Source organism: Phytopseudomonas dryadis (assembly GCF_004327355.1).
GTDB lineage: Bacteria > Pseudomonadota > Gammaproteobacteria > Pseudomonadales > Pseudomonadaceae > Aquipseudomonas > Aquipseudomonas dryadis.
On record NZ_QJUM01000003.1, the window covers coordinates 155898 to 179905 of the forward strand.

At 64.2% G+C, this 24008-nt stretch carries 22 protein-coding genes; all 22 read left to right on the plus strand.

Annotation, left to right across the window (positions count from 1 at the left end; translation table 11 throughout):
• Positions 1–43 precede the first annotated feature (43 nt).
• The 22 genes from DNK34_RS03565 (at position 44) to DNK34_RS03670 (ending at position 23973) form a co-directional block, all read left to right on the plus strand.
• The gene (locus DNK34_RS03565) at positions 44–2014 is read left to right on the plus strand and encodes a DUF1997 domain-containing protein (RefSeq protein ID WP_131174963.1); all 1971 of its coding nucleotides are present in this window, start codon (positions 44–46) and stop codon (positions 2012–2014) included.
• A complete protein-coding gene (locus DNK34_RS03570) occupies positions 2011–2937 on the plus strand; it encodes a hypothetical protein (protein WP_131174964.1) in 927 nt (308 codons plus the stop codon). The genes DNK34_RS03565 and DNK34_RS03570 overlap by 4 nt, the downstream gene beginning before the upstream one ends.
• A complete protein-coding gene (locus DNK34_RS03575) occupies positions 2934–3608 on the plus strand; it encodes a hypothetical protein (protein ID WP_131199524.1) in 675 nt (224 codons plus the stop codon). Before DNK34_RS03570 ends, DNK34_RS03575 begins: the two co-directional genes overlap by 4 nt.
• Complete coding sequence (locus DNK34_RS03580; protein ID WP_131174966.1) at positions 3608–4600, plus strand: hypothetical protein; 993 nt, start codon at positions 3608–3610, stop codon at positions 4598–4600. Before DNK34_RS03575 ends, DNK34_RS03580 begins: the two co-directional genes overlap by 1 nt.
• 85 nt (positions 4601–4685) lie before the next feature.
• The gene (gene cpaB, locus DNK34_RS03585) at positions 4686–6719 is read left to right on the plus strand and encodes a Flp pilus assembly protein CpaB (protein WP_165497306.1); all 2034 of its coding nucleotides are present in this window, start codon (positions 4686–4688) and stop codon (positions 6717–6719) included.
• Positions 6720–6784: 65 nt separating this feature from the next.
• Positions 6785–8272, plus strand: a complete 1488-nt coding sequence (locus tag DNK34_RS03590) for a type II and III secretion system protein family protein (protein WP_165496896.1) — start codon at positions 6785–6787, stop codon at positions 8270–8272.
• Positions 8273–8279: 7 nt separating this feature from the next.
• Entirely contained in the window at positions 8280–9908 is a 1629-nt protein-coding gene (locus DNK34_RS03595; protein WP_131174969.1) for a TadA family conjugal transfer-associated ATPase, read from the plus strand.
• Between the two features lie 14 nt (positions 9909–9922).
• The gene (locus DNK34_RS03600) at positions 9923–10780 is read left to right on the plus strand and encodes a type II secretion system F family protein (RefSeq protein WP_131174970.1); all 858 of its coding nucleotides are present in this window, start codon (positions 9923–9925) and stop codon (positions 10778–10780) included.
• Between the two features lie 3 nt (positions 10781–10783).
• On the plus strand, positions 10784–11662 hold the full coding sequence (locus tag DNK34_RS03605; protein ID WP_131174971.1) for a type II secretion system F family protein: 879 nt from the start codon (positions 10784–10786) through the stop codon (positions 11660–11662).
• A complete protein-coding gene (locus DNK34_RS03610; RefSeq protein WP_131174972.1) occupies positions 11659–12018 on the plus strand; it encodes a DUF192 domain-containing protein in 360 nt (119 codons plus the stop codon). The genes DNK34_RS03605 and DNK34_RS03610 overlap by 4 nt, the downstream gene beginning before the upstream one ends.
• Positions 12009–12446, plus strand: coding sequence for a tetratricopeptide repeat protein (locus DNK34_RS03615; RefSeq protein ID WP_131174973.1), 438 nt, complete (start codon positions 12009–12011; stop codon positions 12444–12446). The genes DNK34_RS03610 and DNK34_RS03615 overlap by 10 nt, the downstream gene beginning before the upstream one ends.
• 7 nt (positions 12447–12453) lie before the next feature.
• The gene (locus DNK34_RS03620; protein WP_165496897.1) at positions 12454–13164 is read left to right on the plus strand and encodes a TadE family protein; all 711 of its coding nucleotides are present in this window, start codon (positions 12454–12456) and stop codon (positions 13162–13164) included.
• 337 nt (positions 13165–13501) lie between these two features.
• Complete coding sequence (locus tag DNK34_RS03625; protein WP_131174975.1) at positions 13502–14554, plus strand: ABC transporter substrate-binding protein; 1053 nt, start codon at positions 13502–13504, stop codon at positions 14552–14554.
• A gap of 200 nt (positions 14555–14754) precedes the next feature.
• The gene (locus DNK34_RS03630) at positions 14755–15678 is read left to right on the plus strand and encodes an ABC transporter permease (protein ID WP_131174976.1); all 924 of its coding nucleotides are present in this window, start codon (positions 14755–14757) and stop codon (positions 15676–15678) included.
• Positions 15678–16475, plus strand: a complete 798-nt coding sequence (locus DNK34_RS03635) for an ABC transporter permease (protein WP_207390745.1) — start codon at positions 15678–15680, stop codon at positions 16473–16475. The genes DNK34_RS03630 and DNK34_RS03635 overlap by 1 nt, the downstream gene beginning before the upstream one ends.
• A 160-nt stretch (positions 16476–16635) precedes the next feature.
• Positions 16636–18096 (plus strand): NAD-dependent succinate-semialdehyde dehydrogenase, encoded by a 1461-nt coding sequence (locus tag DNK34_RS03640; RefSeq protein WP_131174977.1) that lies wholly within the window; start codon positions 16636–16638, stop codon positions 18094–18096.
• A 126-nt stretch (positions 18097–18222) separates the two neighbouring features.
• Positions 18223–19311 (plus strand): ABC transporter ATP-binding protein, encoded by a 1089-nt coding sequence (locus DNK34_RS03645; protein ID WP_131174978.1) that lies wholly within the window; start codon positions 18223–18225, stop codon positions 19309–19311.
• Positions 19312–19496: 185 nt separating this feature from the next.
• Positions 19497–20786 carry a 4-aminobutyrate--2-oxoglutarate transaminase gene (gene gabT, locus DNK34_RS03650; protein WP_131174979.1) on the plus strand — a complete coding sequence of 430 codons (1290 nt, stop codon included), beginning with the start codon at positions 19497–19499 and terminating at the stop codon, positions 20784–20786.
• 91 nt (positions 20787–20877) lie between these two features.
• Complete coding sequence (locus tag DNK34_RS03655) at positions 20878–21564, plus strand: HAD family hydrolase (protein WP_131174980.1); 687 nt, start codon at positions 20878–20880, stop codon at positions 21562–21564.
• 40 nt (positions 21565–21604) lie between these two features.
• Complete coding sequence (locus tag DNK34_RS03660) at positions 21605–22096, plus strand: Lrp/AsnC family transcriptional regulator (protein ID WP_131174981.1); 492 nt, start codon at positions 21605–21607, stop codon at positions 22094–22096.
• A gap of 455 nt (positions 22097–22551) precedes the next feature.
• Positions 22552–23193, plus strand: coding sequence for a helix-turn-helix domain-containing protein (locus DNK34_RS03665; RefSeq protein WP_131174982.1), 642 nt, complete (start codon positions 22552–22554; stop codon positions 23191–23193).
• 33 nt (positions 23194–23226) lie between these two features.
• Positions 23227–23973, plus strand: a complete 747-nt coding sequence (locus DNK34_RS03670; RefSeq protein ID WP_131174983.1) for an ABC transporter substrate-binding protein — start codon at positions 23227–23229, stop codon at positions 23971–23973.
• The last annotated feature ends 35 nt before the right edge of the window (positions 23974–24008 follow it).

Genomic DNA, 24008 nt, shown 5'->3' on the forward strand with positions numbered 1-24008 from the left:
CGGAACGACGGCTGTGAACATCGCTCGCCAGAGAGGACAGGCCATGGTTTTTGGCCTGCTCTTCATCGGCATCGCCGCCATCGCGCTGATCCTCATGTTCAACCAGGGGATTCTCACGCGTGATCGCGTGCAGGTGGAAAATGCCGCCGATGCCGCCGCCTATTCGCAGGCCAAGCTGTTCGCCCGTCACCAGAACCTGATCGCCTATACCAACCGCGCCATCATCGCCAACGAGTTGTCGATCGGCCAGGTGGTGGCGCTCATGTCCTGGTCGAAGCGCTATGCCAACATTCCGCGCTGGGTAAACAGCTTTCCGGCGTACCAGATCCCGATCGTGCCGATCATCCCCAAGCCGATGATCAGCGACGTGCTGTCGGCCGTGACGCTGCCCTATCAGTTCATCGGGATGGGCGTGCGGGCAGTCTCCACCCCCGTGGTATCGATCTACCCGCAAGTCGTCTCCAGCTTCAACATCGTCATGGGCTTCTTTCAGAAAGCCTTTGCCATCGCCACCTTCGAAGCGCAGGTCTCGGTGCCCCGGGAAATCGTCGAGCAGCACCGGATGAGCAATCCGAACGATCAACTGGAAGTGGCGCCGCTGTCACAGTTGTTCCTGATCCAGAACTTCATCCTCACCTACTTTGCCGACTACCTGCCGGTGGACGCCCTGCTCGGCCAGTTGAGCAGCGCCATGGGCTCGGACAGCAACGCCGGCAGTACCGGTGGCAACGGCCAGGCCGGAGAAGAAGACCCCAGCAATTTCCTCGCGGACTTCCTCGGCTCGCAGGCGCCGTCCAGCATGCTGGTCAACACCACGCCGGAACTGCACAACAGCCGGACGAACACACTGACCGGCGAGGATGCGCGCAGCTCCGCCCGTGAGTTCGCGGCCATCCTCAACACCAGCCGTAACGACTGGCTCTCGCAGCGAAACTTCGATGCCGCCGTGGGGTTCACCTCGCCGGAAATCCCGATCCTGCTCGGCTTCATCAACATCAGGCTGAAATTCGGCTTCGAGATCGGCGTATTCAACAACGGCGGCACCGCATACGTGTTCAACCCGCTGACCACCAACAGCACCAGCAAGAAGGTGCCGACCTATGGCTGGGCCTCCCTGGACTTCAGCTCGATGGGGGCGAAGTTCAACATCGACCTGATGATCGAACTCTGCCTGCCGCTCGTAGGCTGCGTGACCATTCTCGATGACGCGCTCAACTTCGGCTTTGGCCTGCCCCTGGGAGGCGCCACGCACCAGTTGGCGAGCAATCCGGGCGACCAGTTCCTGTTCGGCCCGCAATGGGGCACACCCACTCAGGGCATGTTCGGCAGCAAGCCGAAACCGTACGGCGAGGCGCTTCATCCCGTGCATGCCACCACCTGGGCCTGGGGCAACGTGCTCAGCGTCTTTGGCCTGAACCAGGCGGAAGACGTCAACCTGGGCTACAGCGGCTCGCCCTCCTTCTTCAGCCTGGGCACCGACCACAAGGAAAGCGGGCGCAGCAAGGAATTCACGGTGGCGGTCGCCAAACCGCTGGCCAACGTGCGTACCAGTGACAACCCGGCCAGCCTGAATCTGCGCCAGGGCCGCTTCGCCCTCGACACCCGGGGTGTCGACGACAACCCGCTGATCGCGCTATGGGGTGACGGCGAACGCATGATGACCGTGGCATCGGCCGAAACCTACTTCGCCCCACCGCCTGGCCGCACGGAGAAACCGACGCAGTACAGCCCGTTCTGGGATGCCCGCCTGCGAGAGCCGAGCAAGGTGGTGGAGTTCATTGCCTCGGGCAGGATCGACATCCTCGAACTCCTCGGCCTGAACAGCATCACCCCCTCTTATGTGGCGGGTTTCCTCCTCGACCTGTCGGTGGACTACCTGATCAGGCCCGGTCGCGACCGCCTGACGGGGCAGATGCCGGCGGTCATTCGGCCGGTTGCCAAGCCGATCGTCGATGACGCCACGGACTCGATCCTCGACACGGTCGTCGATGCCATCAAGGGAGCGCTGGAATGATCACCCCCATGCGCCCAGGCGCCTCGCGGCAGACAGGCCAGGCCATGGCCGAATTCGTGGTCATGACGGCCGGCTGCCTGCTGCTGATGTTCGTCCTGATCCCCTTGATCGCCAAGCTCTCCGACATGTCCTACAAGGCCCAGGAAACCGCGCGCTACAGCGCCTGGGAGCGTACGGTCTGGTACAAGGTCAACGGCAACGACAGAGAGACTCCTCGCCAGATCGATACGCGCGACGGTTACCTGGCCACCCGCTCCGATGATGACGTGATCAACAGCGCCGAACGTCGCCTGCTCGGCTTCTCACAGACGCCAGCCGCCTTCTCGCCACAGGACATCGACGGCACGGCCAGCAACAACTTCTGGCGCTGGACGCACGGCGCCCCCGGCAACCGCATGATGGCCGAGGGAAGCATGCCAAGCGCTTCCCAACTGGGCAATTCCGCCACCCCCTCCCTCGCCTACGGGATCGTCGATACCTATAACGACGTCATGGGCGGGGTCGCCAGGATACTGAGTATTTTCAGCTTCGGCGGCGGTGACGACGACTACCTGCAGATCGCCCATCCGACACGCAATTTCTACCGGGCCGAAGTCAACATCCCGGTCACCATGACCGGTAGCCAGCTGGGCAGCCAGCCGCTGTTCGGCGAACGCCCGAACCAGCTCAATGTCGGTGCCCGCTCGGCCGTGCTGGCCGACGGCTGGGTGGCCCAGAGCGAATCGCACTTCGGCGAGAAGGTCGACGATTTCGTCCTCGGCACCCTGATCGAAGAGAACCCGATCTTCGATACCGTGCGCACCGTGATCGGCATTTTCGAACCCTCTTTCAACAGCCTGAACCTGGCGCCGGTCAACACCGATCCGCTGCCCGATGGCGAGGTGAACTGCAACCCCAACAGCGGATACTGCGACTTCAAATGATGCCCTTCCTACGCCACCTGAGTCTGCCGCTGGCGCTCGCCCTGAGCAGTGTCGGCGCCCGTGCCGACTGCGACTATGACGATTTCCCACGCATGGATCGCATGCTGGTGAGCAGTCTGGGCAGCGGCGTGCAATGGAACCACCTGCCCATGAACGGCCAGACCTTTCGCGTGCCGGCATCGGTGGACGAGGTCAAGGGCTTCTATGGGCGCCAATGGGAGGAGGCTGTCGACTACAGCGAATTCAATGGCTGGGAGCAGATTTTCCACCTCAACGAAGACTGCATGATGCTGGTGCAGGTCAAGCGGCAGAACGACCGCTTCAGCTACGGCCGCTTCCTGCTCACCAACCCACCGGCCAGGAACGCCGGGGAGATCCAGCTGGGCAGCGGCATGCCGGTTCCGCCAGGCGCCCAGGTCATCAGCGACATGAAGAGTGACGACAAGATCCGTGAGGGTCGCCTGGTTCTGCTGCGCGTCGAAGACAACCTGCATGCCACCAATGCCTGGTATGAAACCGAGCTGGCCCGCCAGGGCTGGTCACTGGAGCAGCGCAGCCAGCAGGCCAACGGTGTCGTGCTCAACTACAGCAAGGGCCGCGAACTGATGAGCGTGGGCCTGTTGCGCCACCAGGATCAGACCCAGGTGCTGGTCAACCGGATGGGTCGCTGATGAGACGCCAGCACGGACAGTCCATGACCGAGTACCTGGTCGTACTCGGCGTCACCGGTGCGGCCCTGCTCGCGGCCAGCAGCGATGTCTCGCTGCTGTATGACAACGTCAGGGGCAGCTATGCCAACCAGTCCAGCGAAATGAACAAGGTGCAGCGCTACGACAACCAGGCCTTCCGTTACAGCGAGGCGGATCGCCCCATCGAGAACGATGAGGGCGATCCGGAAGACCCGGTCGTCGAGGAGACTCCCGAGCAGCAATACCCGCCTTTCGTCGAGGAGGTGTACGACGCCAATGGCAACCCTATCGGCGTGATCAAGGATGGCTATCTGCTTGACGAGCAGGGCAACCAGGTCGCGATCTGCCAGCGGGACAACACCGGTGGCTGCATCTTCCTCGACAGCCAGGGCAACGTCATCGACCTGCTCAACGGTGCCTCGCTCGTCACCCGCTGGGTCGACGACCAGGGCAACGAGCTGGTGCTGCAGGCACTCACCAGCGGCGGGCAGGTCATGGGCTTCGCCTACCTGTACAACGGCAAGTACTACAACGCCACCACGCTCAAGCTGCTGAACCCACAACCCACGGGGCTGGCAGCCGTCAACACGCGCAAGGTGCTGACCTACGACAGCGATGGCAAGGCGTTCATGTCCGGCTACGAGGCCAACGGCCTGATCTACAGCGCCAGCGATGTGCTGTCGGCCGAGGGCAGCCATTACGACAGGGCCATGAGCATCTCCGGCGAGTTGCTGACCGTCGACTTCGCCACGCAACAACCGGATGCCGCCTGGCAGAGATTCAAACCCTGCCTGGTGCTGCCGCATAACTGGAGCGACGCCATCGACAGCGGCGACATCGTACCAGCGAGCATCAAGCAGCAGCTCGACAGGCCGCCTGCGGAAACCAGCTTCATCGACGCGGACACCTCCAGTTGCAACGGGCGCACTCGGGTGACACGTCAGCTCAACGGAGACTGGATGCTGACCCGGTAACACAGCCAGAAGCCCGTAACGACAATACTTGAAAACAACACCTCAATCCGCCTCGCACAGGCATCGATGAGTGATGGGGAGTCACATGTCATCTGTTTCAGGAAAAAAACTGCTGATCATCGCCATCGTCTGTGGCGTGGTCGCCGCCACCATGGGCTGGCTCTACCTGAAAGCCAAGGAGTCCCAGTACAAGGCCGCCTATCGCCCTGCCCAGCAGGTCAAGGTGGCGGTGATCGTTCCGCGGGCGGACATTGGCAAGTCGCAAACCGTCAGGCGCGATCAGGTGGCCGTGCTCGAGGTGCCCAACGAGTACCTGCCCTCCAATGTCGTCTCCGCCAACGACTGGCCCCAGTTGGAAGGGCGCATGACCATCATGCCCCTGCAACGCGGCCGGCCGATCACCTGGGATGCCATCGAGCAGGATCACATCTCGCGCTTCTCCGAGAACGTGGCCCTGGGCAAGCGGGTCAAGACCGTCAAGATCAGCAAGATCAATTCGTTCGACGGCATGCTCCGGCCGGGTGACCGCATCGACCTGCTGGGCAGTTTTTCCGCCTCGGACGTCGGCCTGCAGCAACAGCCCAACTATGCCGACAACGTGGTCATGACCGTGCTCGAGGACGTCGAGGTGCTCGCCGCGGGCCGTGAGGATGCCAAGGGCCGCAAGTACGAGAACTTCTACGACAAGAGCACGCCAGACGGCTTCAACATGAATTTCTCCACCCTGTCGCTGATGCTGACGCCGGCTCAGGTGGCCCGGGTGGAACTGGCGGAAAAGGCCGGCGAACTGGTGGCGGTGCTGCGTCACCCGAAGGAAACCGGCATGGCGCCCCTGGGTCAGCTGACCGTGTCCAGCCTGCTGGACCCGCCACCGGTGGAAACGGTCGACGTGGTACTCGATGCCGACGGCAACCTGATCGGGCGCATCGTCGGTGACAACATCGTCGATGCCAACGGTCGTATCACCGGCAAGGTGGTCGACGGCCAGGCCATCGGTATCGATGGCAAGGTGATGGGCCGGGTCGTGCGCGGTCTGTCGCCAGACGATCCCCTGCTGCGCATGCGTGAGCGGGCAACCGTGGTGCGGGATGCGCAGGGCAACGTCATCGGCCGCGTGGTCGACGGCAAGGTGGTCGATGCCCAGGGCAATCCGATTGGCACCTTCGTCGACGGCAAGGCCATCGGCCTGGACGGTCGCGAGCTGGGCCGGGTCGAACGCAATGCGGCCCTTGACGAGCATGGCCGGGTCATCGACATGAGCGCCTCTCAGGTCAAGGCGGCCGGCGGCACGGCCGGCGCCACCGAGCAACAGGTGGTGCGCGACGCCGAAGGGCGGATCATGGGCCGCGTGGTCGACGGCAAGGTGGTCGACGCCCAGGGCAATGTCATCGGCAATATCGTCGACGGCAAGGCCGTCGGCACGGACGGCCAGGTACTGGGCACGACAGCGACGGTGCTGCTCGATGAGAACGGCAGGCTGGTCGGTGAGAACGGTGAGATCGCCAGAGGCGCCGACGGCAAGATCCTCGGCCGGGTGGTCGACGGCAAGCTGGTCGATGCCGATGGCAAGGTGCTCGGCACCGTCAAGGACGGCCAGGTCGTCGATGCCCAGGGCAACGTCATCGGCAAGCTCGAGCAGGCCGTGCTCGATGCCGACGGCAAGCCCATCGCCGACGCGGTACGGGTGGTACGCGATGCCAACGGCAATGTCATCGGCAGCGTAGTCGGTGACGAGGTGATCGATGCCCAGGGGCGCAAGGTCGGCACCCTCCGCGATGGCGTCGTCTACGACCAGGACGGCAATCCCATCGCCGGTGCGGAAACCGTACTGCAGAAGGACGCACAACAGGTCGTGCGCGACGCCAGCGGCAACGTGATCGGCAGCGTACGTGGCGACACCGTCTACGACGCCAGCGGCAAGGCCGTGGGCAAGATCGTCGACGGCAAGTTGCTCGACAGCAATGGCAACGTCCTCGCGCGCGGCGTCACCCTCGGCGTGGAAGCCCCGCGCACGACCACGGAAACCCGCCGTCAGGATGCCTCGCGAATGATCCAGTTCATTCCCGGCGGCACCGGCAAACAGGGCGTGATCCCCATCCAGACCTTGCGTCTCGAATGAAACCGGTGCCGTGCCCGGACGGTACGGCTCATGACAACTTCAGAAAATAGCTAGGGCAAATGAAAATGCGACGTTTAGCAGGCCTCCTGGGAGCCCTGTGCCTGTGCCTGACGGCCCAGGCCAGCGAACTCCCGCGCGCAATCGTGATGTACGACGGGGACGTACGCGTGCTCAAGGCGCCCGGAGTCGAACGGGTTGCCGTCGGTAACGTGGAAATCATCAGCGCCACCATGCTGAAGAACGAAGAAGTGGTGCTGACTGCCGAGAAGAATGGCGAAACCACCGTGCATGTCTGGTTCGACGACGATACCCGCCAGCAGATGAGTGTGGTGGTGGCCAAGGCCAACGGCTACCGGCAACTGCCCGAGCTGAAGGCCATGCTGACCGGCATCCCCGGCCTGCGCATCCGCACCGTGGGCCGCCAGGTGGTGATCGACGGGCGCCTCAGCCCCGAATACCTGATCCAGGTGAAGGAGGCCGCCAAGTTCTACGACAACGTGCTGGTGCTGGCCGAGGAGCAACAGGGCGCGGCGACCAAGGCCGACTCCAGCCAGGTGCTGGAAGAGGTCGAGGCCATGCTCGGACACATTCCCGGCATCCGGATCAAGCCGGTGGGCCGCCAGATCGTGATCGACGGCGACCTCAACCAGGTCGACATGACCCGCATCGACCTGATCAAGGAACGCTACCCGGACGTACTGGTCCTGGCCCAGCCGGTCTCCGAATTCAACGCGCCGATGATCTACTTCGACGTGCGCATCACCGAATTCGCCAAGGACGACGTGGAAGAACTCGGGGTCAACTGGAGCACCAGCATCAACGGTCCCATCCTGGCCTTCAACGCGGACGGTGGCACCAACCCCTATTACCGCGGACAGTTCGCCAGCGACAGCGGCACCTTCGACACGCTCAACCAGGTCGTCGGTGGCGCCGGCTCGAACGCCTACTGGGGCATTGCCAGCGAGCTGACCTCGCGCATCAACCTGCTGGAGAAGAACGGTTCGGCGCTGACCCTGGCCTCGCCCCGGCTGAGCGCCCGCAGCGGCGGCAAGGCCGAGCTGACGGTCGGTGGCCAGGTACCCGTGGTCACCAGCAGCATCAACGGCCCGTCGGTGGAGTACAAGGACTTCGGCATCATGCTCAACATCGCGCCGCAGCTGTATGGCAAGGACCGCATCTCCACCCATGTGCTGGCCGAGGTCAGCCAACTGGACAAAGCCAACCAGGTCGGCGAATACCCGGGCTTCAAGACCCGCCGCACCGAAAACGAAGTGCAGCTGAAGGTGGGTGAGACCCTGGTGCTCTCGGGCCTGGTGACCGAGGACAGCCAGACCACCCAGGAAGGCATCAAGTGGCTCAAGGACGTGCCCTTCATCGGCGCACTCTTTCGCAACAAGAGCTTCAAGGGCACCCGCACCGAGCTGGTCATCTTCATCACCCCTCGCCTGCTGACCAACGCCCCGGACTCGCCCAACATCACCGAGATGCAGCGCCAGGAAGACATGCTCGAACGCTTCCAGAAAAGCTACGGCGCCATAGAGCTGATCGACTGAGGTAGTCATGTTCGAGATCGCAGTCACCTACAAGGACGGCACACCGCTGGAAACCCTGACCTGTGCCAGCAATCAGTGCGAACTGGGCAAGGCACGCAGCGGCCTGGTTCGCCTGCGCGGCTGGAAGGTCGCACCGGTGCATGCCCGTATCGAGCAGTCCCTGGCCGGCCTCTTCGTCGAAGACCTCAGCCGCGGCTACGAGGTACGCGTCAACGACAGAGTGGTTTCCCGCCACGGCCCACTGGGCCCGGACGACCAGATCGTCATCGGCGGTTACGTCGTACGCGTGCGCACGCTCGAACACCCGGTGAACACGGAGGAACCGGAGCAGGCGCTGGCGCCCCTGGAAAGCGGCGCAATGGACAACTACGGCGCCTACATGGAGTGGGCACGCTTCATCCAGATCGAACTGTTCCGGGCGCTCGATCTGCGCCGCATGAGCCTGGAAAGCATGGGCCCGGACGAAGTCCGCACCACGCTCTCGGAGCTGATCGACGAAACCCTGCTGCAGATCGCCAGCCGGCTGCCGGCCGTTCTGGACAAGGACGCGCTGCGCAAGATCGTACTGGACGAAGCGGTCGGCCTTGGCCCGCTGGAGGATCTGATCGCCGACAAGAGCGTGTCCGAGATCATGGTCAACGCCCACGACGATATCTACGTGGAGCGCTCGGGGCGCCTGGAGAAGACACCGATCAACTTCAGTTCCAACGCAGCCGTGCTGTCGACCATCGAACGCATCATTTCGCCGCTGGGCCGGCGGATCGACGAGAGCTCGCCCATGGTCGACGCCCGTCTCAAGGATGGTTCGCGGGTCAACGCGATCATCCCGCCCCTGGCGCTGCGCGGGCCGTGCCTGACCATCCGCAAGTTCTCCGAGCACAAGCTGACCACCGACGACCTGATCCGCTTCGGCTCGATCGACGCGCCCATGGTCGAATTCCTGCGTACCGCCGTCGAGCAGCGGATGAACATCGTGGTATCCGGCGGTACCGGCTCCGGCAAGACCACCCTGCTCAACATCCTCTCCAACTTCATTCCCCTGGAAGAGCGCGTGGTGACCGTGGAGGACGCGGCGGAACTGAAGCTGGTACAGCCTCACGTCGTCTCGCTGGAAGCACGGCCGGCGAACATGGAAGGCAAGGGCCAGGTGACCATTCGCGACCTGGTGCGCAACTGCCTGCGGATGCGTCCTGACCGTATCGTCGTCGGCGAGTGCCGCGGCGGCGAAGCCCTGGACATGCTCCAGGCCATGAACACCGGCCACGACGGCTCGCTGACCACCGGCCACGCCAACTCGCCGCGCGACATGCTGCGCCGTCTGGAGGTCATGGTGCTGATGGCCGGGATGGACTTGCCGGTGCAGGCCATTCGCGAACAGATCGCCTCGGCCGTGCAGATCATCGTCCAGCAGACCCGCTTCGGCGATGGATCGCGGCGCATCACCAGCATCACCGAGATTACCGGCATGGAGCAGAGCACCATCCTGCTCAACGAGATCTTCAATTTCCAGCAGCAGGGTTTCGACGAGCAGGGCCGGGTCAAGGGGCACTACCAGGCCACGGGCCGGGTTCCGGAGTTCTACGAAGAACTGCGGCAGCGCGGCATTGGCGTGAACATGGACATTTTCCGCAATTGACGAGGAACGGAGCCATGAACGAATTACTGCTGTATGCCTGCCTGGCACTGCTGGCCGTTTCCGTCTGCGCCCTGGCGCTGCTACTGGCCGACGGGGTCACCGAACGGGTGGGCTTCTATCGACGCCAGTTCTCCAGCAACGCCGAAATAGAGATGGCCGACATGTTCATCTTCGCCAACGGTCGCCAACTGTTCATCCTCAACGTGATGCTGCTGGTGCTGGTGCCGCTGTTCCTGCATGCGCTGTTTCAACTGACCGTGGTCACCGCTGCCAGCATCGCCATCATGCTGGTCGCGCCACGCCTGGTCTTCAATCACTTGCGCAAGAGCCGGCTGAAACGCTTCGAGGAGCAGTTGCCGGATGCCTTCATGCTGCTGTCCAGCAGCCTGCAATCCGGCGCCAGCCTGAACATGGCGCTGGAAAACGTCGTTCAGCAGTCCCCGGCGCCACTCAGCCAGGAATTCGGCCTGCTGATCAAGCGCCTGCGCCTGGGCGTCACCCTCGAAGATGCCCTGCTGCAGCTGGAGAAACGCATCCCGCTGCCGTCGTTCATCATGGCCAGTTCGGCCATCCGCATCAGCCGCGAAGTGGGGGGCAACCTGGTGGAAACCATCAACACCCTGGCCGCCATGCTGCGCCGCAAGCGCGTGATGGAAGGCAAGATCGACAGCCTCACCGCGCAAGGCCGTGCCCAGGGCATGTTCATGGCCATGCTGCCGATCTTCCTCGCCATCATCCTCAGCTTCATCGAACCGGAAGCCATGAGCCAGCTGTACACCACTCGCACCGGCCTGATGGTGCTGGCGGTGATGGTGGTGATGGAAGTGATGGGCTTCGTCTTCATCCGCAAGATCACTCGAATCGACGCCTGAGCCATGAGCGAACTTCTCGTATTGCTGAGCAGCGCCAGCCTGGGTATCACCGTTACCTGCAGCCTGCTCGTACTCATCTCGCTGTTCTCCCTGCTGCCGGAGGAGAACCGCGCCTACATGGACCCGGTGCCTGGCTGGGTCAGGCCGATCTGGCCGCTGGTACGCCTGGTCGCCCACTTCGTCTGCGCCAACCTGCCGCCCAAGGTCATGGACTGGCTGGACGTTCGCCTGCAACGCACCGGCGCGCTCTACGTGCTGACCGCCGAGGATTTCCTGGCGCTGTGCATCACCCTCGCCACGCTGTTCCCGCTGCTGTCCATCCTGCCGATGGCCAGCGGCCAGAGCGGCATCGTCTGGCCCATCGTGCTGCTGATGACGATCATGGGCGCGGCCCTGCCCGTCATGTGGATCAGCGACACGCACAAGCGCCGCGACCGCGACATCATTCGCAACCTGCCGGTGTTCCTCGAATACCTGACCATGTGCGTGGACGCCGGCCTGAACTTTCTCGGCGCCCTGCAGCAAGCGGTGGACAAGGGGCCCAATGGCGCGATGAAGAACGAGTTCCGCATCGTGCTGCGCGACATCCGCTCCGGGCTGCCACGGGCCGAAGCCCTGTCGCGCATGGAACAACGGATCAACCTCAAGGATCTGACCACCTTCGTACGCTCGGTCGTCCAGGCCGAGAAGATGGGCAGCAGCCTGCGCCAGACCCTGCAGATCCAGGCCCGGCAACGCCTCGAGGAACGCTTCCAGCGCGCCGAGAAAACCGCCATGCAGGCGCCGGTCAAGCTGATCATTCCGCTGATCATGTTCATCTTCCCGCTGACCTTCGTGATCCTGCTGTTCCCCATCGTGGTCAAGTTCATGGGCCAGACATGATCAAGCGCAGCGCAATCGTCCGCTCAGGCGGGGCCGAGGGCGCGCCACGCACCCGCCTCGACCTGGAAATAGCCGATGGTTTCCGGGCGCGCAGCCGTGGCCTGCTGGGCCGCTACTCATTGCGTGAACGCTGGGGGCTGTGGCTCAGCCCCTGCAACGCCGTGCACTGCTGTTTCATGCGTTTCAGCATCGACGTGCTGTATCTCGATGCGCAGCAGAACATCATCAGGATCCGCCATCGACTGCGCCCCTGGCGCTGGAGTCTCTGCTGGCGGGCCAGGAGCGTGATCGAACTGGCTGCCGGCGAGTGTCGGCGACTGGGCATCCAACCGGGAGACAACATCCAATGCGAGTGATCAGCCTATTGCTGGCCAGCCTGCTGCTGGGCGGCTGCACGACCCTGTCCATGCCGGGCGGTGACCTGGTCACCTTGCAGGAACAGGCCGACCTGGCCTATGCCAAGGGTGACTATCCCCGTGCCAGCCTGCTCTATGAACGCCTGTCCAGGTCGCTGCCCACCGATGCCGACATTCGCTACAGGCTGGGCAACAGCCTGGCCCGCCAAGGGCAGAACCACCCTGCCATCGATGCCTACCGCGAAGCGCTCGTGCGCGATTCCGAGCACGCCAGGGCCTGGTACAACCTCATGCAGGTGCAGACCCGGGAAGTGCTGCTGACCGCCGGGGAGGCGCAACAGCATCTGCATACACAGAGCCCACAGTCGAAGCAGGCCTTCGACCAGGCCGTGCACCTGCTCGATGCACTGTCACCGCGGCAGGAGTGATTGCGCAATGGTCAACAGCCGCAACCGGGGTCAGGCGATGGTGGAATTCCTGATCGTCATCCCGGTGCTGATCCTGCTGATCTTCGGCATGGTGCAAGCCGCCCTGATCTACACCGCCAAGAGCGGTCTCAATTACGCGACCTTCCAGGCGGCGCGCATCGGGGCGATGAACCATGCCCAGTACGAAGACATTCGTCGTGGCCTGATACGCGGCATGTATCCGATGTTCTCCCACTCGCAGATGAGCGCCGAGCAACGCATGGAGCTGACGGTAGCGGAAGTGGACAATCACGTGCTGATCACCCGCATCAGCCCCAGCCAGGACAGCTTCAGCGCCTTCCAGACCGCGCATGCGGACCTGCTGGCCGATGGCGAGTCGACCCCGGCCATTCCCAACGACAATCTGATGTATCGCGCGCCCCAGCAGAATCCGGTTTCGATTCAGGATGCCAACCTGCTGAAGATACGCGTTCAGTACTGCATGAAGCTGATCGTGCCCATGGTCGAGCACCTGCTCAGCTCCGCATCGAGCTTCAACCATCGCCAGGTGGTCGGCAGTTTCCGTGAGGTATCGCAGCGCACGACCGCTCAGTACAGCGCCATCTGCCAGGCCAGGCGCGGCTTCGTGGTGACGTCGGAGGCCACCGTGCGCATGCAGTCCGCCGCCGTGAACGACGCAGACAGCTGCGGTGCGGGCCGCAGGATGCTCTGTCCCTGAACGGTCACCGGCCCCTGGCCCGGACAGGTCATGGGGCATGCCGCGGTACAACCTTCGAAGCCGCACGAGCTCGGGGGGCGAACACGCTGTCGCCATGTGTCCGGGTGCAGGCTCCCGGGCCTGGCAAGCACTCCCGCAGGGGCGGAATCCGCCCATGCCCCTGGCGCCGCCACGGCGCATAACATGCTGCCATCTCCCGACACTTCACAATAAACCACTCCGCCAACGCCGATTTGTGCGCGTTTCGGCCAGGGGCTTGCCAGTACATTAGGAGCGGCATGGTCCTGCAGAGCGACCAGCTCGCCTATGAAATCTGCCAACCATCCGGAGCCCTACAATGAGCACATCGCGTAGCACAGCTTTCAAACTGGCGAGCCTGGCGCTGCTGATCAGCGCCAGCCCTCTGGCATTTTCCGAGGAAATCACCTTCGTCTCCCAGGGGGGTGCCTACCAGGAAGCACAAAGCAAGGCGATCCTCGAGCCTGCCGCGAAGAAGCTGGGCCTGACCCTCAAGCAGGACAGCTCGCCCAAGGCCTACCCGATCATCAAGACCCAGGTCGAAAGCGGCAAGGTCAGCTGGGACGTGGTGGACCTGCCCACCGGTGATTGCATTCGCGGTCAGCAGGAAGGCCTGTTCGAAAAGCTCGACCCGGCCCTGATACCCAATGCCGCCAAGCTGCCGGACAACCTCAAGGATGATTACAGCGTCGGCTATATCAGTTATTCCACGGTACTGGCATACCGCACCGATGCGTTCGAGGAAGACGCAGCGCCCAGGACCTGGGCCGACTTCTGGGATACGCAGAAATTCCCGGGCCAGCGCTCGCTGCGCAACCTGCCGCGACCGACCCTGGAAATCGCCCTGATGGCCGATGGCGTGGCGCCCGACCAGCTGTACCCCCTGGACGTCGACCGGGCCTTCAGGAAGCTGGAAGCGATCAAGCCGGACATCGCCACCTGGTGGACCTCCGGCGGCCAATCGGCGCAGCTGATCAGCGACGGCGAAGTGGACATGATCCAGGCCTGGAATGGCCGCATCACCGCCGTGCAGGCCGATGGCGCCCCCGTGGCCTTCGACTACGACCAGGGCGTACTGGAGACCAACTCGCTGTGCGTGCTCAAGGGCTCGCGGCACAAGGAAGCGGCCATGAAGTTCGTCAACGAGGCCATCGACGCCACGTTGCAGGCGGCGTTGCCGATGATCATCGACTATGGCCCGCTCAACCCCGAAGCCTTCGAAACCGGAACCATCCCGGCCGAGCGCGCCGCCAAGCTGCCGTCGGCGCCCGAGAACCTGTCTCGCCAGGCGGTATTGTCCGCCCAGTGGTGGGCATCGCAGGCCGGCATCGAAGCCGAAGAGCGCTGGCTGTCCTTCTTGCAGAAGAAGTAACCGCGCCAGGCGTTCGGCGGTTCGGGCCTGCCGCGCAGCGGTACGGCCGCCTGGTGGCAAATCCTCCGCCCGGCGCCCGTCGACGCGCAGGCAAGCCGGCACCTCGCCCGGCAAGCCCCTTCCAGCCCGCAATCAGGCGGCAACCCCATCCACACCCGCGCTGGCTCACCGCCAGCCCGAAGACGCGACGAGAGACCGACATGAACCAGGCATATCTCGCCAAGCCCCTGCCGCGACCCGATCGAGCGCAACCGCCATCGAGCAATGCGCGAGCGTTGAGCCGCGAGGAACGCAAGGAGCACCTCGCCATGCTGTTGCTGTTGCTGCCGGCGCTGATCATGGTGGTCGTGCTGCTGATCCTGCCCCTGTGCTGGCTGGCCTTGCAGTCGGTCCAGGGCGAAGAAGGCTTTTCCCTGGCCAACTACGCGCGGATCCTGCAGGAGGGCATCTACTGGGACACCTTCGCCCTGACCTTCAAGATCAGCTTCCTGGTCACGCTGCTGGCGATCGTGATGGGCTTTCCCGTCGCCTACGCCGCCTCTCGCCTGCACGGTTTCTGGGCCAACCTGATTCTGCTCTGCGTCATCCTGCCGTTCTGGACCAGCGTGCTGGTGCGCTCCTACGCCTGGCTGGTGCTGTTGCAGCGACGCGGCGTGGTCAACCAGACACTGCTCGACCTGGGCATCATCGAGCGGCCGCTGACCCTGATGCACAACACCACCGGCACCGTGATCGGCACCCTGCACGTGATGCTGCCGTTCATGGTGCTGCCGCTGTATTCGGTGATGAAGAAAATCCCGCAGGACCTGCTGCAGGCCTCCGACAGCCTCGGCGCCAGGCCGTTCTATACCTTCCGCCGGGTGTTCCTGCCGCTGGTCGCACCGGGGGTCATGGCCGGCTCGATTCTGGTGTTCGTGATCTGCCTGGGCTTCTTCATCACCCCGGAACTGCTGGGCGGCGGCCGCACGATCCTGGTGTCGATGCTGGTGCAACGCAACGTCGAGCTGTACCACGCCTGGGGCGCGGCGAGTGCCGTCGGCCTGGTGCTGCTGCTGGTGGTCTTGCTGATCTTCTGGGGCATCAACCGCTTCATTCCCATCGAACGCATCCTGGGAGCACGCTGATGAGACTGCTTGCCAACCTGCGCCAGATCCGCCTGTCACAGATCCTGTTCACCCTGCTGGTCGCGGCGATTCTGCTGTACCTGATCATCCCGGTGCTGATCGTGGTGCCCATGTCGTTCTCCGAGGCCCGCTTTCTGCAGTTCCCGCCCAAACAGTGGTCATTGCGCTGGTACGAGGCGTTCTTCCACAGCGCCGAGTGGATGTCGGCGACCCGGGTCAGCCTGATCACCGCCTTTTTCACCACCGCGATCAGCCTGCCGATCGGCATGGCCGCCGCGTACACGATCAACAATTCCAGCCTGAAAGCGATCCGCACGCTGCAGATCATCCTGCTGCTGCCGATGATGGTGCCGATCATCCTGATCGCCGCCGGGGTGTTCTTCGTCTATGCCCGCGTCAGCCTGATCAGCACCATGACCGGGCTGGTACTGGCGCACATCATGCTGGCGCTGCCGTACGTGATCATCGCCCTGCTCGCCGGCCTGCGTAACTTCGACATGTCGCAGGAGATGGTGGCCCGCAGCCTGGGCATGAACCGCTTTCGCGCGTTCATGGCGGTGACCCTGCCGCAGATCAAGCCGAGTCTGGTGTCGGCCACCCTGTTCGCCTTCATCACCTCGCTGGATGAAACCGTGGTCGCGCTGTTCATTTCCGGCGGTGACAACCAGACCCTGACCAAGCGCATGTTCACCGCACTGCGCGACGAGATCGACCCGACCATCGCCGCGATCAGTTCGCTGCTGATCCTGGCATCGCTGCTGCTGGTGGTCATCGCCGGACGCAACAAGGCGTCGTGAAGCCAAGCCCGCCGGAGCGCACCCACGCGGTCGGCAGAGCCTGCCGCCAGGCGCGGCAATTTCGCATCTATCTCCCGTTCCGGCGGCCATCTCGGCATCGGCCGCTGGGCGGGGATTCTTACAATGAAGCCATCGTTCAGACCGCAAAGGCCCACCGATCATGTTGAACAAGCAACTGCGTGACCCTTCCCTGCTCGTCGAGCGCGCCTATGTCAACGGCGCCTGGATAGAGGCCGACGACGGCGCCACCCTCGCGGTGCACAACCCCGCCGACGGCAGTGTCATCGCCCATGTGCCGGCCCTGCAGGCCGCCGAAACCCGCCGCGCCATCGCCGCCGCCGAAGCCCGCTTCGCCACCTGGCGTGAAGTGCCGGCCGCCGAACGCGCACGTTATCTGGAAACCTGGTTGCAACTGATCATGGACAACCAGGAGGACCTGGCCCTGATCATGACCGCCGAACAGGGCAAGCCGCTGGCCGAGTCGTGCGGCGAAATCGCCTATGGCGCCAGTTTCGTCAAATGGTTCGCCGAAGAGGCGCGGCGCAGCTACGGCGATACCATTCCGGCGCCGACAGCGGACCGCCGCATCCTGGTGCTCAAGCAAGCGATTGGCGTGGTCGCGGCCATCACGCCATGGAACTTCCCGAACGCGATGATCACCCGCAAATGCGCGCCGGCACTGGCCGCCGGCTGCCCGGTGCTGGTCAAGCCGTCGGAGCTGACGCCGCTGTCGGCGCTGGCCCTGGCCGTGCTGGCCGAGCGCGCCGGCATCCCGGCCGGGGTGTTCAACGTGTTGACCGGCCTGCCGGCCGGCATCGGCGGCGAGCTGACCGGCAACCCGGCCGTGCGCAAGCTGTCGTTCACCGGCTCGACCCGCACCGGCCAACTGCTGATGAGCCAGTGCGCCGCCACCATCAAACGCCTGAGCCTGGAGCTGGGCGGTAACGCGCCCTTCATCGTCTTCGACGACGCCGACCTCGACCTGGCGATTGCCGGGGTGATGCAAAGCAAATTCCGCAACGCCGGGCAAACCTGCGTATGCGCCAACCGCATCCTGGTGCAGGACGGCATCTACGAACGCTTCGCCGAGCGCCTCGCCGCGGCCGTGGCCGAGCTCAAGGTCGGCGATGGCCAGCAGGACGGCGTCACCATCGGTCCGCTGATCAACACGGCCGCCGTCGACAAGGTCGCCCGTCACATCGGCGACGCCCTGGAAAAAGGTGCCAGCGTGGTCATCGGCGGCGCGCCGCAAGGCGCTGGCCTCTATGTGCAACCGACCGTGCTGCGCGACGCCAGCGCCGACATGCTGCTGGCCAGCGAGGAAACCTTCGGGCCGGTCGCCCCGCTGTTCCGCTTCAGGGACGAAGCCGAAGCCCTGGCCCTGGCCAACGCCACGCCCTATGGCCTGGGCGCCTACTACTTCACCCAGGACATGCGCCGCGCCTGGCGCGTCGGCGAGCGCCTGGAGTTCGGCATGGTCGGCCTGAACACCGGGATCATCTCCATGGAGGTGGCGCCGTTCGGCGGCATGAAGCAATCGGGCACTGGCCGCGAAGGCTCCAGGTACGGCCTGGACGAGTTCCTCGAGATCAAGGCCTGGCATATCGGCGGGCTGAACTGAGGCCACCGGGATCGATCCAGCGTCGGGCAGCAGATCCTGTTTTCCCGACGGCCCAAAACGGCACGAACAGGGCGATGGCCTGTGTTCAGATGGCAAGCGGACATACCGCGCACAGGAGAACCTTGCATGAAGTTCACCGAAGGTTTCGAATCGGTCAGCGTCAATCAGGTCTGCAAGCACTACGGCAACCTCAGCGCCTTGAACAACGTCGACCTCAAGGTCGAAGCCGGGGAATTCATGTCGCTGCTCGGCCCTTCGGGGTCGGGCAAGACCACCCTGCTGAGCATCCTCGGCGGTTTCATCCGGGCCAGCTCCGGGAACATTCTGTTCGGCGAACGCGACGTCACCCTGATGCCGCCGCACAAGCGCGAGATCGGCGTGGTGTTCCAGAACTACGCCCTGTTCCCGCACATGAGCGTGGGCGAAAACGTCGCCTTCCCGCTACGCGCCCGCGGCGAGAGCGCCGGCAAGAGTCGTGACCGGGTGCGGCAGGCGCTGGCCACGGTGGAGCTCGGTGGCTACGAGGACCGCAACATCGCGGCCCTGTCCGGCGGCCAGCGCCAGCGGGTGGCATTGGCCCGGGCCATCGTCTTCGAGCCCAAGCTGATCCTCATGGACGAACCGCTCTCGGCCCTCGATAAACAGCTGCGCGAGACCATGCAGATCGAACTGCGCACCCTGCACAAGCGCCTGGGCGCGACCATGATCTACGTCACCCACGACCAGCGCGAAGCGCTGACCATGAGCGACCGCATCGCCATCATGCGTGGCGGCCAGCTGGTACAGATCGATACCCCGCGGCGCCTGCACGACCACCCGGCGGATGATTTCGTCGCCAGCTTCATCGGCGAAAGCACCCTGGTGCCCCTGCAACGCGGCGCGAACGACAGCCTGATGCTGGGCAATACGCCGCTGCACACCACGCGTCCGATCCCCTCCTCCGGTGACGTGCTACTGGCGCTGCAGGCGGAAAAGCTGCTGCTCGACAACGGCAGCGCCGGCCCCGAATGGAATCGCCTGCGCGGCCGGGTCGCCGACATCGTCTTCCAGGGCGAGAGCCTCAAGGTCTTCGTCGACCTGGAGGCCGGCCCGACCGTCAGCCTGCGCCAGCCCAGCCACCACGAAGGCAACCTCAGCCTGCCGCCGGTAGGCTCGCCGCTGCTGATGCGCCTGCACCCCGAAGACACCATCGTCGTCCCCCGCTCCGCCGGCTGAACCGGCTCACCGCCGGCCCCGCCCGGGCGCCGGCAGGGCCGCGACCGGCCGCAGTCGAATATGTCGCCCGCCCCCGGCAAAACAGTCGATCACAGCGCAGAGCGGGCGAAGTTCAGCGCTTGTGGTTCCGGCCAGTCCTTATGCTGAACATCTCACCCGCCGTCCACGGCCCCATGGAGATCGAGATGAATTCCGTACCGACTGAAAACCAACGCCTGCTGGCCCTGCGCGAGCAACACGTGCCCCGCGGCATCGCCACGGCTCATCCAGTCGTCGCCGCACGCGCCCAGGGCGCCGAACTCTGGGATGTCGACGGCAAGCGGTATCTGGATTTCGTCGGCGGCATAGGCGTGCTCAATGTCGGCCACAACCACCCGAACGTCGTCGAGGCCGTACGCCGCCAGGTCGGCGAAATCTCCCACGCCAGCTTCCAGGTGCTGGCCTACGAAAACTATATCCAGGTCGCGGCGCGACTGAACGCGCTGATCGGCGGCGGCGAGCCCTACAAGAGCGTGCTGTTCACCTCCGGCGCCGAGGCGGTGGAGAACGCCATCAAGATCGCCCGCGGCCATACCAACCGCAGCGCGGTCATCTCGTTTCGCGGCGGCTTCCATGGCCGTACCCTGCTCGGCGTGACGCTGACCGGCATGAGCCAGCCGTACAAGCAGAATTTCGGCCCTTTCCCCGGCGAGATCTACCACGCCACCTACCCCAATGCATTTCGCGGCATCGGCAGCGACGATGCCCTGGCCGATCTGCACGAGCTGTTCGCCACCGACGTGGCGCCGGATCGCGTGGCCGCCATCCTCGTCGAACCGGTGCAGGGTGACGGCGGCTTCCTCGCCGCCCCGACAGAATTCCTGCAAGCCTTGCGCAGACTCTGCACCCAGCACGGCATCGTACTGATCCTCGATGAGATCCAGACCGGCTTCGGCCGTACCGGCGCCCTGTTCGGCTTCCAGCATGCCGGCATCCAGCCGGATCTGGTCACCGTGGCCAAGAGCCTCGCCGGCGGCATGCCGCTGTCGGCCGTGGTCGGACGTGCCGAGATCATGGACGCCCCGACCCCTGGCGGCCTGGGCGGCACCTACGGCGGCAACGCCGTGGCCTGCGCCGCCGCCCTGGCCGTACTGGACCTGTTCGAGCAAGAGGATCTGCTGGCGCAAGGCGAGGCCCTGGCGACACAACTGCGCGACGGCCTGCTGGCCCTGCAACGGCGTTACCCGCGCATAGGCGAGGTGCGCGGCCTCGGCTTCATGCTGGCCATCGAAATGGTCGCCGACGATGGGCCACGCAGCCCGGACGCGCTGCTGGCCCAGCGGGTCATCGACGGCGCCCGCGACGCCGGCCTGCTGGTGATCAAGTGCGGCGTCCAGCGCAATGTGGTGCGTTTTCTCGCGCCGCTGGTGACCACCCGGGAGCAGGTGGCAGAAGCCTTGCAGATGCTCGACCAGGCCCTGGCGGCGGCCTGCTGAAACACGACGGGCCCGGTGCGTCCCCGACCCGCTTCGCCGAGCCGGGGACGCACCGGCACAGGGATCGACAAGCGCCATTCAGGAGTCAGTCATGAGAGTCACCCAGTATCAGGCACTGGGCTTTTCCATTGGCACGCTGGTTGACCGCGAACGGGGCATACTCGACGGCCTTCGACCCCTGGCGGTGCAAAGCGCGCTGCCCACCAGCGACGAGCAGTTGCTGCGTGCATACCGGCAGGTGGCCGGCGAACTCGTGCGCACGGCCGCCCCGCTCAGCGCCACGACCTTCCATGGGCAGCTCTACCAACGCGTGGCGCAACAATTGCTAGTGGTTCCCGGCTGGGATGAAAGTGTGGCGTTCGGTAGCTCCGCTGCCCAGTGGCCGATTTTCGAAGACGCTCCAGGTGCCTTGCAATACCTGAGCAAGTTCTACCGTCTGATACTGATCGCCCCACCCCATGGCACCGATGTGCACGCCCTGATCCGGCGGCTCCCGGTGGCGTTCGATGCGATCATCGAACCCTGCAGCGAGGATTGGCACAGCAGCCTCGCCAGCGAGCTGCGCCGCCTGGGACTGGAGCGTACAGCGTTGTTACCGGTACGCAGCACGGAGGCGGATGACCCCTGGATCGAACGGGTCGACTTTCCGCTCTGTACCTTGCGCCGGGACAACCAGCGACCGTGGAATCGCTCACCGCAGGCACTGGATGGCAAGCGCTGCGAATATGCCAGCCTTGCCGATCTGGCGCATGCCCACCAGACGGCACTGCATGCCTGACGGCTGCGGCTCAAGATTGAATCACTGCGAGGATTGAACGATGGAAGCGGCAACCAAGCTCGATCGAATCGACATCAACATCCTGGTTCAATTGCAAAAAGACGGGCGCATGACCAACGTCAGCCTCGCCGAAGCCGTGGGCCTGTCGCCCAGTCCCTGCCTGCAGCGGGTCAAACGCCTGGAGGCCGCCGGCTACATCAGCGGCTACGAAGCCCATGTCAACCTGGCCAAGTTCGCCAACTCGGTGACCGTCTTCACCGAAGTGACCCTGTCCGATCACAAGCGTGCCGACTTCGTGAAGTTCGAGTCGAGCATCCGCAACATCGATGAAGTGCTCGAGTGCCACCTGATCAGCGGCGGCTATGACTACCTGGTGCGCTTCCTGTGCAGCAGCATCCAGAACTACCAAGAGTTGATGGAGTCGATCCTCGACAAGAACATCGGCATCGAAAAGTACTTCAGCTACATCGTCATCAAGTCGCCGGTGGTCAAGAGCAGCGTGCCACTGCGCAGCCTGGTTCGCGCTGTCTGATGCTCTGCACGCGCGGTGCGCGACCTGAACGCCACACCACAGATCAAATGTCATATCCGCGCGAACGGGCGCCCAAAGGCGCAAGCGGCCTTCGGCCTTCGATCAAAAACGCTTGAGGCTGGAAAGCTGGACGAAAGAGCCTGTGCGGTTTGCTTGTCGTTCAGACGTAGGGTGGACAACGCTCTTTTTGTCCACCATTGCGATTACGGGGCGGTGGACGGATCGGGCCGCGCAGGCAAGCGTCGTCCACCCTACGAACGTCCGCTCCCGCCTTATGGCTGCCATCCCCATTACGCTTGCCCCATATCGAGCACACGCGCTCCAGCATCGTGCGCGCAGCTGGCGTGCTCCAGCGACCGACCGCCAGGACAGCCCGTTTTTCAGCGCTCCCAAGTACATGGCGCGAGACTTGCTTTGTGAAAATTACACAGTTTTGAAAAATTCACAGAGTACGCATGAAACACGAAGCAGATGACGCCGGCTGCGATCACCAGCCACAGGCCCCGGTACCGCAGCGTATCAATACCTTCATCGATATCTGGCTCGGCGAGCAGCTTCGTCATCGTCGCAGGCAATCGGGCAAGTCCCTGAAAGCGGTCGCCGACGCCACGGGTATCTCGGTCAGCCTGTTGAGCCAGGCCGAACGCGGCTTGCGCTCGTTGTCCCTGCGTACGCTCAGCGCACTGTCAGAGGAGCTGAATCTCCCCTTGGAGCAGCTCATCCGCAACACCCAGCACCACGACAGCGGTGCCGGCAACACGGTCGTTCGGGCCGGCCAGCACCCGCTGATCGATGTGCAGAAAAAGCGCATCCACAAGGAAAATCTCACGCCTCCGGGGTCGCCGGGGGCCGTTGAACTGTACCGGGTGGTGATCGAGCCGCAAGGCTCGACCGGCGACGGCCTGTTCACCACCCAGCAGAGCGAGCAGGTCGGCTACATCGTCGAGGGCCAGCTGGAACTGGTGATCGAGGATCGCCTGCTGTGCCTGCAGACGGGCGACAGCTTCTGCTACGACGGCGCCACCCCGCGCCGCTGGCGCAATCCCGGCCAGAGCGTCACAACGGTCATCTGGGCCATTGCCCGCAAGACTTCCTGAACCGCTACCGTCCTTCACATGAGGTAACGCCGCATGAAAAATCGTTTGATGATCGCCACCCTGTTCTCGACGCTGACACTGGCGAGTGGCTTCAGCCAGGCCGAAACGCTGAAGGTCGCCTCGACGCCAACCGGCAGCCCGTTCACCTTCCTCGACACCAAGAGCAACAGCATCCAAGGCGTGATGGTCGACATCGTCAGCGCCGTCGGCGAGCAAGCGGGATTCGACGTGCAGATCGAACCCATGCAGTTCTCCGCGCTGATCGGCTCGCTGACCTCCAGGCGAGTCGACCTGATCTCGGCCGCCATGTTCATCACCGACGAACGCAAGCAGGTGGTCGACTTCTCCATTCCGGTCTACAGCTATGGCGAAGGCGTGGTGGTGCCGAGCAAGGACACCACCGAGTACACCGAGCTGGCCCAGTTGAAGGGCAAGCGCGTCGGCGTCCAGGTCGGCACGGCATTCGTCACGCCGCTGCAGAGCAGCGGCCTGTTCAGCGATGTGAAGCTGTACGACACCACCGCCGACATGCTGCGCGATGCCAATGCCGGGCGCATCGACGTGGCCGTGCTGGACTACCCGATCGCCGCCTATGCCATTGCCCAAGACAACTTCCCCAATCTGCGCCTGGTCACCAGCTACGAACCGACCATGGTCAACAGCATCGGCATCGCCGCGCGCAAGGACGACCCGCAACTGATGGCCAGGATCAACACCGCCCTGGAAAAGCTGCAGGCCGATGGCAGCATCGACGCCATCATCGGCAAATGGGGCTTGTGAGCCTGAATCGAGCGCCTCGCCCGATCGCCCATCGT

Bases quoted from the DNA above. Each gene is read 5' to 3' on its own strand.
- DNK34_RS03670 (WP_131174983.1), top strand. From the start codon at position 23,227: ATGAAAAATCGTTTGATGATCGCCACCCTGTTCTCGACGCTGACACTG.
- DNK34_RS03615 (WP_131174973.1), top strand. From the start codon at position 12,009: ATGCGAGTGATCAGCCTATTGCTGGCCAGCCTGCTGCTGGGCGGCTGC.
- DNK34_RS03635 (WP_207390745.1), top strand. From the start codon at position 15,678: ATGAGACTGCTTGCCAACCTGCGCCAGATCCGCCTGTCACAGATCCTG.
- DNK34_RS03570 (WP_131174964.1), top strand. From the start codon at position 2,011: ATGATCACCCCCATGCGCCCAGGCGCCTCGCGGCAGACAGGCCAGGCC.
- DNK34_RS03575 (WP_131199524.1), top strand. From the start codon at position 2,934: ATGATGCCCTTCCTACGCCACCTGAGTCTGCCGCTGGCGCTCGCCCTG.
- DNK34_RS03625 (WP_131174975.1), top strand. From the start codon at position 13,502: ATGAGCACATCGCGTAGCACAGCTTTCAAACTGGCGAGCCTGGCGCTG.
- DNK34_RS03590 (WP_165496896.1), top strand. From the start codon at position 6,785: ATGCGACGTTTAGCAGGCCTCCTGGGAGCCCTGTGCCTGTGCCTGACG.
- cpaB (WP_165497306.1), top strand. From the start codon at position 4,686: ATGTCATCTGTTTCAGGAAAAAAACTGCTGATCATCGCCATCGTCTGT.
- DNK34_RS03610 (WP_131174972.1), top strand. From the start codon at position 11,659: ATGATCAAGCGCAGCGCAATCGTCCGCTCAGGCGGGGCCGAGGGCGCG.
- DNK34_RS03640 (WP_131174977.1), top strand. From the start codon at position 16,636: ATGTTGAACAAGCAACTGCGTGACCCTTCCCTGCTCGTCGAGCGCGCC.
- DNK34_RS03600 (WP_131174970.1), top strand. From the start codon at position 9,923: ATGAACGAATTACTGCTGTATGCCTGCCTGGCACTGCTGGCCGTTTCC.
- DNK34_RS03595 (WP_131174969.1), top strand. From the start codon at position 8,280: ATGTTCGAGATCGCAGTCACCTACAAGGACGGCACACCGCTGGAAACC.
- DNK34_RS03580 (WP_131174966.1), top strand. From the start codon at position 3,608: ATGAGACGCCAGCACGGACAGTCCATGACCGAGTACCTGGTCGTACTC.
- DNK34_RS03620 (WP_165496897.1), top strand. From the start codon at position 12,454: ATGGTCAACAGCCGCAACCGGGGTCAGGCGATGGTGGAATTCCTGATC.
- DNK34_RS03665 (WP_131174982.1), top strand. From the start codon at position 22,552: ATGAAACACGAAGCAGATGACGCCGGCTGCGATCACCAGCCACAGGCC.
- DNK34_RS03630 (WP_131174976.1), top strand. From the start codon at position 14,755: ATGAACCAGGCATATCTCGCCAAGCCCCTGCCGCGACCCGATCGAGCG.
- DNK34_RS03605 (WP_131174971.1), top strand. From the start codon at position 10,784: ATGAGCGAACTTCTCGTATTGCTGAGCAGCGCCAGCCTGGGTATCACC.
- DNK34_RS03645 (WP_131174978.1), top strand. From the start codon at position 18,223: ATGAAGTTCACCGAAGGTTTCGAATCGGTCAGCGTCAATCAGGTCTGC.
- DNK34_RS03655 (WP_131174980.1), top strand. From the start codon at position 20,878: ATGAGAGTCACCCAGTATCAGGCACTGGGCTTTTCCATTGGCACGCTG.
- DNK34_RS03565 (WP_131174963.1), top strand. From the start codon at position 44: ATGGTTTTTGGCCTGCTCTTCATCGGCATCGCCGCCATCGCGCTGATC.
- DNK34_RS03660 (WP_131174981.1), top strand. From the start codon at position 21,605: ATGGAAGCGGCAACCAAGCTCGATCGAATCGACATCAACATCCTGGTT.
- gabT (WP_131174979.1), top strand. From the start codon at position 19,497: ATGAATTCCGTACCGACTGAAAACCAACGCCTGCTGGCCCTGCGCGAG.